The organism is Mycolicibacterium moriokaense (assembly GCF_010726085.1).
Taxonomy (GTDB): domain Bacteria; phylum Actinomycetota; class Actinomycetes; order Mycobacteriales; family Mycobacteriaceae; genus Mycobacterium; species Mycobacterium moriokaense.
In genome coordinates, this window is record NZ_AP022560.1 from 2,973,601 (window position 1) to 2,987,120 (window position 13,520).

13 protein-coding genes are annotated in these 13,520 nt (G+C 67.7%); 6 read left to right on the forward strand and 7 right to left on the reverse strand.

The genetic code is table 11. The features are described from left to right. Positions 1-7 precede the first annotated feature (7 nt). From G6N43_RS14475 to G6N43_RS14490, 4 genes are all read left to right on the forward strand, one after another. Complete coding sequence (locus G6N43_RS14475) at positions 8-733, forward strand: hypothetical protein (RefSeq protein ID WP_083157652.1); 726 nt, start codon at positions 8-10, stop codon at positions 731-733. A 43-nt stretch (positions 734-776) separates the two neighbouring features. Continuing rightward, a complete protein-coding gene (locus tag G6N43_RS14480) occupies positions 777-1,826 on the forward strand; it encodes a class I SAM-dependent methyltransferase (protein ID WP_083157651.1) in 1,050 nt (349 codons plus the stop codon). Positions 1,827-1,866: 40 nt separating this feature from the next. Next, positions 1,867-2,691, forward strand: coding sequence for a serine hydrolase domain-containing protein (locus G6N43_RS14485; protein ID WP_083157650.1), 825 nt, complete (start codon positions 1,867-1,869; stop codon positions 2,689-2,691). Between the two features lie 108 nt (positions 2,692-2,799). Beyond that, on the forward strand, positions 2,800-3,312 hold the full coding sequence (locus tag G6N43_RS14490; protein WP_083157668.1) for a DUF3145 domain-containing protein: 513 nt from the start codon (positions 2,800-2,802) through the stop codon (positions 3,310-3,312). A 79-nt stretch (positions 3,313-3,391) separates the two neighbouring features. Here the strand turns inward: G6N43_RS14490 and G6N43_RS14495 are convergent, their stop codons facing one another. Both G6N43_RS14495 and G6N43_RS14500 read right to left on the reverse strand, forming a co-directional pair. Beyond that, a complete protein-coding gene (locus tag G6N43_RS14495; protein ID WP_234810323.1) occupies positions 3,392-4,282 on the reverse strand; it encodes a diacylglycerol kinase in 891 nt (296 codons plus the stop codon). Between the two features lie 17 nt (positions 4,283-4,299). Next, a complete protein-coding gene (locus tag G6N43_RS14500) occupies positions 4,300-5,880 on the reverse strand; it encodes an FAD-binding oxidoreductase (protein ID WP_110810570.1) in 1,581 nt (526 codons plus the stop codon). A 59-nt stretch (positions 5,881-5,939) separates the two neighbouring features. Between G6N43_RS14500 and G6N43_RS14505 the strand changes: the two genes are divergently transcribed. Together G6N43_RS14505 and G6N43_RS14510 are read left to right on the forward strand one after the other, a co-directional pair. Next, positions 5,940-6,521: a TetR/AcrR family transcriptional regulator gene (locus G6N43_RS14505; protein ID WP_083157570.1), complete on the forward strand. Its 582-nt coding sequence runs from the start codon at positions 5,940-5,942 to the stop codon at positions 6,519-6,521. Beyond that, a complete protein-coding gene (locus tag G6N43_RS14510; RefSeq protein WP_083157569.1) occupies positions 6,518-8,044 on the forward strand; it encodes a glycerol-3-phosphate dehydrogenase/oxidase in 1,527 nt (508 codons plus the stop codon). Before G6N43_RS14505 ends, G6N43_RS14510 begins: the two co-directional genes overlap by 4 nt. A 54-nt stretch (positions 8,045-8,098) precedes the next feature. Here the strand turns inward: G6N43_RS14510 and G6N43_RS14515 are convergent, their stop codons facing one another. The 5 genes from G6N43_RS14515 to G6N43_RS14535 all read right to left on the reverse strand — a co-directional run bounded on the left by G6N43_RS14515 (position 8,099) and on the right by G6N43_RS14535 (position 13,397). Next, positions 8,099-9,520 (reverse strand): acyl-CoA carboxylase subunit beta, encoded by a 1,422-nt coding sequence (locus G6N43_RS14515; protein WP_083157568.1) that lies wholly within the window; start codon positions 9,518-9,520, stop codon positions 8,099-8,101. 34 nt (positions 9,521-9,554) lie between these two features. Next, entirely contained in the window at positions 9,555-10,808 is a 1,254-nt protein-coding gene (gene kasB, locus G6N43_RS14520) for a 3-oxoacyl-ACP synthase KasB (protein WP_083157566.1), read from the reverse strand. Positions 10,809-10,834: 26 nt separating this feature from the next. Next, on the reverse strand, positions 10,835-12,085 hold the full coding sequence (gene kasA, locus G6N43_RS14525; RefSeq protein ID WP_083157565.1) for a 3-oxoacyl-ACP synthase KasA: 1,251 nt from the start codon (positions 12,083-12,085) through the stop codon (positions 10,835-10,837). After that, positions 12,082-12,381, reverse strand: a complete 300-nt coding sequence (acpM, locus tag G6N43_RS14530; protein ID WP_083157564.1) for a meromycolate extension acyl carrier protein AcpM — start codon at positions 12,379-12,381, stop codon at positions 12,082-12,084. Before acpM ends, kasA begins: the two co-directional genes overlap by 4 nt. Before the next feature lie 98 nt (positions 12,382-12,479). Then, on the reverse strand, positions 12,480-13,397 hold the full coding sequence (locus tag G6N43_RS14535; protein ID WP_083157563.1) for an ACP S-malonyltransferase: 918 nt from the start codon (positions 13,395-13,397) through the stop codon (positions 12,480-12,482). Between the last annotated feature and the right edge of the window lie 123 nt (positions 13,398-13,520).

Sequence of the window (13,520 nt, forward strand, 5' to 3'; positions counted from 1 at the left end):
AGATGTGATGGACACACTGATCGACTTTCTCGCCGAGGCGCGCGATGCGCACCGGCGCAACGACTGGCGTGCCAGCTACGCGGCGTTCGTGCGCGCCGACGCCCTCGGACCCATGCCCGCCGCCGACCTCGAGGCCTACGCGTCCGCCGCATGGCGGCTCGGATACGGCCGCGAGGCGGTCCGGTTGGCTGAACGTGCCTATGACCGGGCCGTGCGAAGCGATCCCGCGTCGGCGGCAGCGACGGCCGCGGTCCTCGCCTTGCAGTGGCTTTCCCGTGGGCACCACGTGGTTTCGCGGCAGTGGGCCGACCGCGCTCAGGCGCTCGCCGCGGGCGCCTCGGCCAGCGGTATCGAGGGTTATCTGGCGTATCTCGACGCCGCCGCCGCGCTGGAGGCCGACGACGCCGAGGCCGTGAGCCGGGCCGCCACCGCGCTGCGGCAGGCGGCGTCCGGCACTGCGGATACGACGCTCACACTGCTCGGTCGCGTCGTCGACGGTGTCGCGGCACTGCTGCAGGCCCGCGCCGACGAGGGATATCGGCTGCTGGACGATGCGCTGCTGCCCATGCTCGACGAGGGGGTGTCGCTCGAGTGGGGTGGTGACGTCTATCGGCTGGTGCTGCGTTCGAATCGCCGGGCCGATGCCCAGCATCTCTCCGCGTGGACGGAGTCGCTGCAGCGCTGGGTGGTGACCACCGGCGTCGTCGTCGCCACCGACGACCGGCGCTCCTGACCAACCCCTACCCCGCCCGCTCCGATGGTCCTACCGTTGGGCCATGACGACAACACAGGAATTCGCCGAACGCATCGCGGGCGCGATCGACAGCGCCAGCCTGGCTGTCCTGTTGTCGATAGGACACCAGACGAAGCTGTTCGACACGATGGCCGCCCTGCCGCCGTCCACCAGCGCGCAGATCGCCGAAGCGGCCGGGCTCAACGAACGCTATGTGCGCGAGTGGCTGGGCGGAGCGGCGTCGGGTCAGGTGGTCGACTACGACCCTGCGACGCAGACGTATTCGTTGCCGAGCCACCGCGCGGCGGTGCTGACGCGCGCGGCAGGCCCGGACAATCTGGCCCGCGTCGCACAGTTCGTTTCGCTCATCGGTGAAGTGGAGCAGCCCATCCTCGGGTGCTTCAAGAACGGCGGCGGATTGCCCTACTCCGCCTATCCGCGCTTCCACAAGTTGATGGCCGAGATGAGCGGCGAGGTCTTCGACGCCGCACTCGTCGACGTCATCCTGCCGATGGCCGACGGGGTGCCCGAGTTACTCCGCGCCGGCGCCGATGTGGCCGACATCGGTACGGGCAGTGGGCATGCCATCAACGTGATGGCAAAGGCGTTCCCGGCCAGTCGATTCACCGGTATCGACTTCTCCGACGAGGGGTTGGCCGTCGCACGCGTCGAGGCGGCATCGCTGGGCCTGGCCAACGCGACGTTCATCGCCAAGGACGTCGCGGCGCTCGATGACAGCGAAACCTACGATGTCATCACGGTTTTCGATGCGATTCACGACCAGGCGAGGCCCGCGAAGGTACTCGAGAACATCTACCGTGCGCTGCGGCCCGGCGGCGTGCTGTTGATGGTCGACATCAAATCGTCGAGCAACCTGGAGGACAACGTCGGCGTGCCGTTCGCGACGTACATGTACACGATCTCGACGGCGCACTGCATGAGTGTGTCGCTGGGCCTCGACGGCGACGGGCTCGGCACGTGCTGGGGTCGGCAGTTGGCGACGTCGATGCTCGCCGACGCCGGCTTCGGTGATGTGACGGTTCGCGAGATCGAGTCCGACGCGTTCAACTACTACTACATCGCGCGCAAGTAGCGGATCGGCCGCCTTGTCGGCCGCCGCATAGGCTGCACGGGTGGCAGCCCTGGACGCGATCGAAGAGTGGCCCGCCCCGACCGTCGCGGCAGCGGTGGTCGGCCCGTCGGGAACCCTGGCCGAGCACGGCGACATCCGGCACCGTTTCGGGCTGGCCTCGGTGACCAAGCCGTTGGTGGCCCGCGCCGCGCAGATCGCGATCGAGGAGGGTGTCGTCGAGCTCGACACCGAAGCAGGTCCGCCCGGCTCGACGGTGCGGCATCTGCTCGCGCACGCGTCCGGATACGCGATGCATTCGGCGGATCTCATGGCCCAGCCCGGCAAACGGCGGGTGTACTCGAACTACGGGTTCGGGGTCCTCGCCGAGACGATCCAGCTGGCGTCGGGCATCGAGTTCGGGCAGTACCTGGCCGAGGCGCTGTTCGAGCCGCTCGGTATGGCGGATTCCGCATTGCAGGGTGGGGCCGAGGTTGCCGGGTACGGCGTGGTGTCGACCGTCGCGGACCTGGTCGCCTTCGCCGGTGACCTGCTGCGGCCGACGACGGTTTCGCAGCAGATGCACGCGGAGGCCACGTCGGTGCAGTTTCCGGGTCTGTCGGGGGTGCTGCCGGGGTTCGGGACCCAGCGCCCCAACGACTGGGGGCTCGGCTTCGAGATCCGCAACGGCAAGTCGCCGCACTGGACCGGCTCGGCCAACTCGGGGGCCACGTACGGGCATTTTGGCCAGTCAGGGACATTTTTGTGGGTCGATCCCGAGGCCGATCTGGCGCTCGTCGTGCTCACGGATCGCGACTTCGGCGACTGGGCGTATCCGCGCTGGCCCGCGCTCTCTGACGAAGTCCTGAGAGAATTCGGCGCACACTAGCGCAACAGGGGCCCCACAGGGCACAATAGACACGCACGACACAGCTGTAATTCGGATTCGCTAGGTCGCTTGGGGAAGACGTCCCTGGTGGAGCCGAAGGAGCAGCAAATGCGTGCATCGAACCAATTCGCCGACGCGGCGACGGGCGTGGTGTACATCCATGCTTCTCCCGCGGCGGTAGCACCGCATGTCGAATGGGCGCTGTCGTCGACCCTGTCGGCGCGGGCAAACCTGAAGTGGACCCCGCAGCCGGCCATGCCGGGACAGCTGCGTGCCGTCACCAACTGGATCGGTCCGGTGGGGACCGGCGCCGCTTTGGCGAACGCGCTGCGGTCCTGGTCGGTGCTGCGCTTCGAGGTGACCGAGGATCCCAGCGCGGGTGTCGACGGGCATCGTTGGTGCCACACCCCGCAGCTCGGCATGTGGAGCGGTGCGATGAGCGCGAACGGCGACGTCATTGTGGGGGAGATGCGGCTGCGGGCGTTGATGGCGAAGGGTGGCGACGCCCTGGCCGCCGAGCTGGATTCGGTGCTGGGCACGGCGTGGGATGAGGCGCTGGAGCCCTATCGCGACGGCGGCGACACTGCCGAGGTGAGCTGGCTGGCGCGCGGAGTCGGGTAATCCGCGAGCAGACGCAAATGCCCCCAACTTCCGGCGTGTCGTGGGCGTTTCGCGTCTGCTCGCCGGAGGAATTGGCGGTCTACTGCCCGCTGCGCTGAGCCGGCCGCAACAGCTTCAACGCGCCGGGCACCGCCGACGCCTCGACCGGTAGCGGGCACATGTACTCGCCGTCGGCGTAGGCGTTGATGTCCGGTGAGTCGACCGTGATGGTGCGCGCGCGTTCGGTGCGCACCTCGTCGAGGTCGATGTGGGTGCCCTTGAACACCGTGGGGAACAGGCGGATCAGCTTCGTGCGCGACGCCGACGCGACCATCGTCACGTCCAGCAGGCCATCGGTCGGGTCGGCGTTCGGGCAGATCAACATGCCGCCGCCGTAGCTTTTGGTGTTGCCGAAGGCGGCGAGCGTCAATTCGGTGTCCAGTTCGCGCCCGTCGAACGTGAGGCTGAACGGCAGCAGTCGCAGCTTCGATATCTCGGCGACCATCGCGAGGTTGTAGCGCATCCGGCCGTGCGGCCATCGCATCCGATTGGTCCGGTCGGTGACCAACGAGTCGAAGCCTGCGGCCATCACGGTGCCGAACCACTTTTCGGTGCCGTCGATCCCCTTGATGCGGCCGAGGTCGATCGTCGTCACTTCGCCGTCGACGATGACGTCGGCCGCAGCCTCGGGATCCTTTGTGGGAATTCCGAATTCACGCGCATGGTCGTTTCCGGTGCCCGCCGGGATGATGCCGAGCGGAATCTCGGTCTGTGCGAGCACCTGCAGCGCGAGGGAGATGATGCCGTCACCGCCGACCACCACCAGCGCATCCATGCCGCGCTCGAGGGCACCTTCGACGAGTCGGCGGGCGTGCTCGGCGTCGGTGCCCGCGATGGCGACGACGTCGATGCCGCGCTTGTGCAACTGGGTCACCGCGCGTTCGGCGGCGTGTGGTGCACTGCCGTGCCCCGATGCCGGGTTGGTCAGCATCGTCACGCGGCCGACGGTCACGGGATCAGCTTGCCCGGGTTGAGGATTCCCGCCGGATCGAGCGTCTCCTTGACGGCCCGCAGCACCGCGACGCCGAGCTCGCCGACCTCGTCGCGCATCCACGGGCGATGGTCGGCGCCAACCGCATGGTGGTGGGTGATGGTGGCGCCGGTGCGCATCATCGCGTCCGACGCGGCGGCCTTCGCCTTGCGCCACTGTTCGATCGGATTCCCGCGCTGCCCGGCGACGACGGTGAAGTACAACGAGGCGCCCGTCGGATACACATGCGAAATGTGGCACAGCACCAACGCCGGTGTGCCCGATTCGCCGAGAGATTTCGTCAGCGCCTCGGTGACCGCCGCCTTCAGCGCGGGCACGTTGGACCAGTTGGTCGCGGTCTCCAGCGTCTCGCACAGCGCGCCGGCGGCGAGCAGCGAATCGCGAAGGTAGGGCGCGTTGAACCGGCCGTGCTCCCAGGCGCGCGCAGGCGCCTCGCCCAGCGACGTACCGCCCGCGGCCTGCAACACCGCGCGGGTTTCGGCGTGACGGCTCTCAACGTGGGCCTCGGTGCCCTCGAACACGGTGATCGCCAGGCAGCCGCCGGTGATCTGCTGTTCGCCGATGCTCTCGGTGGTGGCCAGGTTCACTCCGGTCTCGGCTTCATCCGACAACCGGATGACCGTCGGCCCCGTCCCGGTCTGCACGACCGCGCGCAGCGCGTCGGCGCCGGTCGCGAAATCGGGGAACGACCATGCCTCGTAGCGCGTCGCCGCCGGGATCGGATGCACGCGGACCCGCACGCGGGTGATGATCCCGAACACGCCTTCCGAGCCGATCATCAACTGCCGCAGGTCAGGGCCAGCGGCCGACTCGGGGGCGCGACCGAGGTCGAGTACGCCCGCCGGGGTGACTGTGCGCAGCCCGCGGACCATGTCGTTGAAGCGGCCGTACCCCGCCGAGTCTTGGCCGGACGATCGGGTGGCGGCGAATCCGCCGATGGTCGCGTACTGGAAACTCTGCGGAAAGTGGCCGAGGGAGTGGCCGCGCTCGCCCAGCAGGCGCTCGGCGTCCGGGCCGGTGAGCCCGGCGCCGAGTTCGGCTTCGCCGGAGATCTCGTCGAGCGAATGCAGTTCGTTGAGGCGGCGCAGGTCGAGTGAGATCACCGCGCCGAAGTCGCCGCGGATCGGGTCCAGGCCGCCGACGACGCTAGTGCCGCCGCCGAACGGAACGATCGCGATGCCATGCTCGGAGCAGTAGCGCAGGATCGCGGCGATCTCGTCGTCGGTGTGGGGGAGCAGCACCGCGTCGGGTGCGTCCTGGACACCGGAGTCCTTGCGGCGCAACAGGTCCAGTGTCGACTTGCCGCCGGCCCGCAGCAGCCGGCCTTCGTCGTCGACGCGGCAGTAGTCAACGCCCACGATCTGGGCGAGGCCGTCGCGGTCGGCATCCGACAGCTGCGACGGTCGCAGCTTGACGTCCTTGGCTTCCAGTTCCGGCGCTTCCGTGCCGTCGACGCCCAGGGCCTGCTTCAGCAAGGCCCGGATGCCGTCGGACAGCGGCTTCGCCGCCGCGGGGTCGCCCCACGCGTTCCACTTCATCGGGGGCAGCAGTGCGGTCTGTTGGGCATCCGGACGCGTCATGCGTTACAGTATTACATATGCTGTCAATCAGTAACGATGATTCGCCGTCGATCGGGGATCGGATCCTCGCCTCGGCGGCCGACTGCGTGCTGGCCTTCGGCGTCGACCGCGTGACGTTGGCCGAGATCGCGCGCCGCGCCGGCGTCAGCAGGCCGACGGTCTATCGGCGCTGGTCGGACACTCGTTCGGTGTTGGCGGCGCTGCTGACGTCACGGATCGTCGGTGTGCTCGACGAGGTGCCGAGTCGGCGGATCGGCCGGGAGGCGCTGGTCGAGCGCATCGTGGCGATCGCCGACCGGCTGCGCCACGACGACGTGGTGATGTCGGTGCTGCGCAGCGCCCCTGATTTCGCGATGGTCTACATCGCGGAGCGGTTGGGCACCAGCCAGCAGGTGCTTCTCGACGCGGTCGCCTCCGACATCAAGCTCGCGCAGGAGGAGGGCAGCGTGCGGGCTGGCGATCCGCGCGAGCTCGGTGCGATGTGCCTGCTGATCACCCAGTCGGTGATCCAGTCCGGGCAGATCGTGGCGCCCATCCTCGATGCCGACGCGCTCTTCATCGAGCTCGCCCACTCATTGAACGGATACCTGAAACCGTGACGTCTTCCACCGCGCTCAACGAGGCCCGCCGCGCCGCCGAGCTTTCGGCGCTGGCCGACGGCGACACGATCGATGTGTTGGTGATCGGTGGCGGTATCACCGGCGTCGGCATTGCATTGGACGCCGCGACGCGCGGACTCAGTGTCGCGCTGGTGGAGAAGCATGATTTGGCGTTCGGCACCAGCCGCTGGAGCAGCAAGCTGGTGCACGGCGGGCTGCGCTACCTCGCGACGGGCAACGTCGGCATCGCTCGGCGCAGCGCGGCCGAACGCGGAATCCTGATGATGCGCAACGCCCCTCACCTCGTGCGGGCCATGCCGCAGCTGGTCCCGCTGCTGCCGTCGATGAACACCGCGTCGCGGGCGCTGGTGCGATTCGGGTTCGCCGCGGGCGACGGGTTGCGCAAGCTGGCAGGAACCCCGGCGTCGACGTTGCCGCGCTCGCGTCGGATCGATGCGAAGCGCGCCATCGAACTCGCGCCCACCGTCCGTCGTGACGGATTGGCCGGCGGCCTGCTCGCCTACGACGGTCAGCTGATCGACGACGCGCGTCTGGTCACCGCCGTCGCCCGCACCGCCGCGCAGCACGGGGCGATGATCCTCACCCGCGTCGCGGCATCCAATGCGACGGGCACGTCGGTGACGTTGACCGATCAGCGATCCGGGGAGTCGTTCGAGGTGTCGGCCCGCGCGGTCGTCAACGCCAGCGGTGTGTGGGCAGGGGAGGTGGACCCGTCGGTTCGCCTGCGGCCCAGCCGCGGAACGCATCTGGTGTTCGATGCCGCCGCCTTCGGAAATCCGGTGGCCGCATTGACGATCCCGATTCCGGGAGAGATCAACCGCTTCGTGTTCGCGATGCCCGAACAGCTCGGCCGCGTGTACCTGGGGCTCACCGATGAGGATGCGCCGGGCCCGATACCCGATGTCCCGCAACCCACTCCGGAGGAGACCAAGTTCCTGTTGGACACGGTCAACACGGCGCTGGATGTCGCGCTGGGCCCCGACGACGTGATCGGCGCGTATGCCGGGCTGCGCCCGTTGATCGACGCGGGCGAGGGACGTACGGCCGACGTGTCACGTGAGCATCGAGTCGTCGAGTCGCCGTCCGGGTTGCTCAGTGTCATCGGCGGCAAGCTGACCGAATATCGCTACATGGCCGAAGACGTGCTCGATCATGCGGTGAAGCTGCGGGGCCTGACCGCCACCGGCTGTCGTACCCGCAACCAGCCGTTGGTGGGTGCACCGTCGAATCCCGTTGCGACACTGCGGTCGCCGACCGAGCTGCCCGGTTCGCTCGTGGCGCGCTACGGCGCCGAAGCGCCGAACGTGATCGCCGCGGCCAGTTGCGACCGGCCCACCGAGCGAGTGGCCGAGGGCATTGACGTCATCCGTGCCGAATTCGAGTACGCCGTGACGCACGAAGGTGCGTTGACCGTCGACGACATCCTGGACCGTCGCACCCGTATCGGGTTGGTGGCCGCGGACCGCGACAAAGTGGTCGAGGTGGCCAAGGAATTCCTGTGATTTGTGTGCGTTGAGGAGCGCTCAGCGCTCCTCAACGCACACAAATCGCCCGGGTTACAGCGGGATGTTCTTGTGTCGACCGCGGCGGGCGGGCGCCTCGGCCAGTGCCTGCGTCAGCTTGCTGCGGGTGTGGGCCGGGTCGATCTTCTCGTCGACCACGCCGATCTCGATCGCGGAGTCCACACCACCGGCGATCCGCTCGTGCTCGACGGCCAGTTGCTCGTGCAGCGCCTCGCGCTCGTCCTCGGGCGCGGCGGCCAGCTTCTTCTTGTGCAGAATGCCGACCGCGGCCTTGGCGCCCATGACGGCGACCTCGGCGTCGGGCCATGCGAAGACCTTGGTGGCGTTCAGCGACCGCGAGTTCATCGCGATGTAGGCGCCGCCGTAGATCTTACGGGTGACCAGCGTGACGCGGGGCACCGAGGCCTCACCGAACGCGTGCAACAGCTTCGCGCCGCGACGCACGACGCCGCCCCACTCCTGGTCCACACCGGGCAGGTAGCCGGGCACGTCGACGATCACGACGAGCGGGATGCCGAACGCATCACACAGGCGCACGAAACGTGCTGACTTCTCGGCGCTTTCGGAGTTCAGGCAGCCGCCCAGGCGCAGCGGGTTGTTCGCGATCACGCCGACGGTGCGTCCGGCCAGCCGGCCGAGACCCACGACGATGGACGGCGCCCACTTGCCCTGGAACTCCTCGAACGGCACACCCTCGTCCAGCAGCGCCTCGACGAGCGGATGCACGTCGTAGGCGCGGCGGGCCGACTCCGGCAGCAGCGCGTGCAGGTCGGTATCGCCGGCCTCCGCCTTGCTGCGGTCGAAATGACCCTGCTGGCAGAACAATCCGACCAGCCGGCGGCCACGCTCGTAAGCGTCGAGCTCGTCGTCGGCGACGATGTGGCACACACCCGACTTCTTGTGGTGTGCATCCGGGCCGCCCAGCGACACCATGTCGACGTCCTCGCCGGTGACACTGCGCACGACGTCGGGGCCGGTGACGAACACCTTGCTGTCCGGCGCCATCACGATGACGTCCGTCAGTGCCGGGCCGTATGCCGCACCGCCAGCGGCGAATCCGACGACGACGGAGATCTGCGGGATGTATCCCGATGCGCGGATCATGGCCTCGAAGACCAAACCGACGGCGTGCAGCGCCCTCACGCCTTCCGCCAACCGCGCACCACCGGAGTGCCAGATGCCGACGATCGGGCTCTGTTCCTCGATGGCGGTGTCGTAGGCGTTGACGATGTGCGCGCACCCCTCGACACCCATGGCGCCGCCCATGACGGTGCCGTCGGTGCAGAACGCAATCGTCCGCAGGCCGTTGACGGTGCCGGCCGCGGCCAGCACGCCGGAGCGGTCGCGCTCGTGCAGCAGCTCGACGCTGTCGTCGTCGAAGAATGTCCTCAGGCGCAGCAGCGGATCGCGTGGATCAAGCGATTCGCCAACCGCCTCGGGGGCCATGATGGTCATGCAATCCTCCTGTAGCGCTTGAGGTTAGGCGGTATCAGTACTTGCCGAACGCGAGCGCGACGTTGTGCCCACCGAAACCGAATGAGTTGTTGATCGCGTACTGATAGTTGCCAGGTCGTGGTGAACCGGACACGACGTCGAGGTCGATCTCCGGATCAAGGTTCTTCAGGTTGAGCGTCGGCGGGATCACACCGTTGCGCAGCGCCAACACGGTGAGGATGGACTCGACGGCGCCGACTGCGCCGACCGAGTGGCCCAGCGCCCCCTTCGGGGCGTAGACCGCAGCCTTGTGGTCACCCAACGCGTTGTGGATCGCCTTGCCCTCGGCCACGTCACCGACGGTGGTGCCGGTGGCATGCGCGTTGACGTGGTCGATGTCCGTGGGGGACAGGCCTGCGAGCTGGATGGCCCGCGTCATCGCGTGACCGGCCTGCTCGCCGTTGGGGTCGGGCGCCACGATGTGGAACCCGTCCGAAGTGATGCTGGCGCCCATCAGTCGCGCGTAGATGGTGGCACCGCGGGCCTTGGCGTGCTCCTCGGTCTCGATCACCATCAGCGCGCCGCCCTCACCGAAGACGAAACCGTTGCGGTCCTTGTCGAATGGGCGACAAGCACCGGCCGGATCGTCGTTGGTGGTCGACAGCACGATGCGCATCTGCGCGAAGCCCGCGATCGGCACCGCCTCGATCTTGGTTTCGACGCCACCGCAGATCGCGATGTCGGCCTCGCCGAGCACGATCTGACGCCACGCCTGCGCGATGCCCTCAGAACCCGACGCGCAGGCCGAGATCGGGGTGCTGACCCCGGCCCTGGCCTTGCGTTCGAGCCCGACCGCGGCGGCTGCCGCGTTCGGCATGTACATCTGCACGGCGAGCGGGGACACTGCACGAAGACCCTTGGCGCGCAAGCCTTCATACGCGTAGAGCAGCTCTTCGCTCGAGCCCATGCCGGTGCCGATCGACACCATCAGACGCCGAGGATCGACCTCGGGCGCCCCGGCATGGTCCCAGACCCGACGGCCCAGGACCGTCGACATCCGCTGCAGGTAGGACAGCCGACGCAGTTCTACCCGCGTCAGCTCGTCCTCGAAATTCTCCAGCAGGTGGCCGCCGATGCGGACCGGCAAGTCGTACTGCTCGACGAACGGATCGTCGAGCAGCCGAATACCGCTCTGCCCCTCCAGTAGTCGCTGCCAGGTGGTGTCCGCGTCGGTCGCCAAAGCGGTCGTCATCGCATAACCGGTGACGACTACGTTGGGGAAACCGTTCCCCGTGGAAAGCGCTGCCATTCCTGCTCTGAGAGTTCCTTCCTGCCTCAGTAACGCCCGAAGGCCAGGGCGACATTGTGTCCGCCGAAGCCAAACGAGTTGTTGATGGCGTACCGGTATTCGCCGTACCGTGGCTCGCCCGCAACGATGTCGAGATCGATCTCGGGGTCAGGGGTCTCGTAGTTGAGTGTCGGTGGGATCACGCCGTCACGCAGCGCGAGCACCGTCAGGATCGACTCGAGTGCCCCGACCGCCCCGATGGAGTGGCCGAGTGCCGACTTCGGCGCGTACACCGCGGCGTGATCCACCCCGGCAACCCGGATGGCGTTCGCCTCGGCGGTATCGCCGATCGGAGTGGCCGTGGCATGCGCGTTGACGTGGTCGATGTCCTTGGGCTCCAGGCCCGCGGTCTCCATCGCACGCTTCATCGCATGTCCGGCACGCAGGCCATCGGCCGCGGGCGCCACCATGTGGAAGGCATCGGAGGTGATGCCCGCACCCATCAACCGGGCCAACGGCTTTGCGCCGCGAGCCTTGGCGTGCTCCTCGGTCTCGATGACCATGAGCGCACCGGCCTCACCGAACACGAACCCGTCGCGGTTCTTGTCGAACGGCTTGGACGCACCCTCGGGATCGTCGTTGTTGGTCGACATCGCACGCATCATCGAGAACGCCGCGATCGGCAGCGCCTCGATGCCGCCCTCGACACCGCCGCACACCGCGATATCGGCGTCGCCCATGACGATCTGACGCCATGCGTGGGCAATGCCCTCCGATCCCGACGAGCAGGCCGACACCGGGGTGATGACCCCGGCGCGCGCGCCCAGTTCGAGGCCGACGACCGCGGCGGCACCGTTCGGCATGATCATCTGAACGGCCAGCGGCGACACCTTGCGGGGGCCGCCCTCGTTCATGGCGTCATACGTCTCGACGATCTTCTCGCCGCCACCGAGGCCCGTGCCGATGACGACCGCGAACCGATCCGGGTCGACCTCGGGCTTACCTGCGGTCTCCCACAGCTGGTTGCCCAGGAACTTGGCCATGCGCTGGACATACGACATGCGTCGCATGTCCAGGCGCGTCATCTGTGGGTCAAGAGGCTCCTTGAGATGCCCGCCGATACGCACGGGCAGATCCCACTTCGTTACGAACTCGTCCTCGAGTACGTGGATGCCGCTCTCTCCGGCCAGCAAGCCCTTCCACGTGCTCTCGATGTCCGGCGCGATGGACGTCGTCGCGGTGACGGCGGTGACCACAACACTGGGGTAACCGCCGTTAGCAGTGGAAGGTTTGGTCACTTGTTTTCCGAAATCTGTGCGCGAATAGCTGCGGCGGCCTCGGGGTTCTCTTCCTCGAGCTTCTGAATGTAGGTGACGACATCACCGACGGTGCGCAGGCCCGCGAGGTCCTCATCGGGGATCTTCACGCCGTACTTGTCCTCGGTCTGCACAGCGATCTCAACCATCGACAGCGAGTCGATGTCCAGGTCGTCGACGAAGGACTTCTCAGGGGTGACCTCAGAGGGCTCGATGCCGGTGACCTCTTCGATGATCTCGGCGATGCCGGCGATGATTTCTTCCTGCGTGGTGGCCACAATGGCTCCTTCTTATTGGTTGTTACTGCCAACTGATGTTGGTATGTGGTTGTTGCTTCCCGGCGCGCCGAGAATCATTCGCCCCGGCGAGCCGGGAGTCATGCCTGGGCGAGCTCGGCGAGCCCGTCCAGGTCAGCGGGAGATTTGACGGCGCGCGTCGGCACCCCCCGAAGTTCGCGTTTGGCGATCCCCGCGAGCGTCCCGGCGGGCGGGAACTCGACGATCGCCGACACATTGCGCTGACGCATGGTCTCGGTGCACAAATCCCAACGCACCGGCTTGGTCATCTGATTCACCAGCTTGGCCATGGCGTCGGCGGCCGAAGCGACGGGCTGACCGTCGGCGTTCGACAAGAGTGTCGCCGTCGGTTCGGCGGTCGTTACCGCCTCGGCGGCGGCCGCGTACCCCTCGGCTGCGGTCGCCATGTAGTGGGTGTGGAAGGCACCCGCGGTCGCCAACTGCCGCACGCGGGCCTTGGCCGGCGGATCCTCGGCAAGCTTCTCCAGCGCCGCCACGGCACCGGCCGCGACGATCTGACCGGCGGCGTTGCGGTTGGCCGGGATCAGGTCGAGCGCCTCGAGACGGGCCAGCACCTCGGCCTCGTCGCCGCCGAGCACCGCCGACATGCCGGTGGGCTCGAGCGCACACGCCTTGGCCATCTCCGCGCCGCGGGTCGCGGCCAGCTTGACCGCGTCGTCCGCCGAGATCACACCGGCGATGGCGTACGCGGCGATCTCACCGACCGAATGGCCGGCCACCAGAATGTCTTTACCGTCCAGGTCGCCACGACGCTTCAGTTCCTCATGGGCGAGCAGGGTGGCGGCCACGACCAGCGGCTGGGTGACCGCGGTGTCCGTGATCTCCTCGGCGGTAGCGGTGGTGCCCAGCCGAGCCAGGTCAAGACCGCTGATCTGCGACCATGTGGCAAGACGGTCAGCCGCACCCGACAGCTCTAGCCAAGGGGCGAGCATGCCGGGAGTCTGGGAGCCCTGTCCGGGCGCAAGCAACGCAAGCACTGTTTAAGAGAACACTGTGAAACTGCGTTTGCGCGGTGTAAGAGATTATGAACCTCGTCTTAGGTTTTTGTAGGTAGTCCACAAAAGCGCATGTGATGCGACTCTATCGATACCGGTCCGCGA

Bases quoted from the DNA above. Each gene is read 5' to 3' on its own strand.
- G6N43_RS14475 (WP_083157652.1), top strand. From the start codon at position 8: ATGGACACACTGATCGACTTTCTCGCCGAGGCGCGCGATGCGCACCGG.
- G6N43_RS14515 (WP_083157568.1), bottom strand. From the start codon at position 9,520: ATGACCATCATGGCCCCCGAGGCGGTTGGCGAATCGCTTGATCCACGC.
- G6N43_RS14480 (WP_083157651.1), top strand. From the start codon at position 777: ATGACGACAACACAGGAATTCGCCGAACGCATCGCGGGCGCGATCGAC.
- G6N43_RS14500 (WP_110810570.1), bottom strand. From the start codon at position 5,880: ATGAAGTGGAACGCGTGGGGCGACCCCGCGGCGGCGAAGCCGCTGTCC.
- G6N43_RS14490 (WP_083157668.1), top strand. From the start codon at position 2,800: ATGCGTGCATCGAACCAATTCGCCGACGCGGCGACGGGCGTGGTGTAC.
- G6N43_RS14505 (WP_083157570.1), top strand. From the start codon at position 5,940: ATGCTGTCAATCAGTAACGATGATTCGCCGTCGATCGGGGATCGGATC.
- kasB (WP_083157566.1), bottom strand. From the start codon at position 10,808: ATGGCAGCGCTTTCCACGGGGAACGGTTTCCCCAACGTAGTCGTCACC.
- G6N43_RS14495 (WP_234810323.1), bottom strand. From the start codon at position 4,282: ATGCTGACCAACCCGGCATCGGGGCACGGCAGTGCACCACACGCCGCC.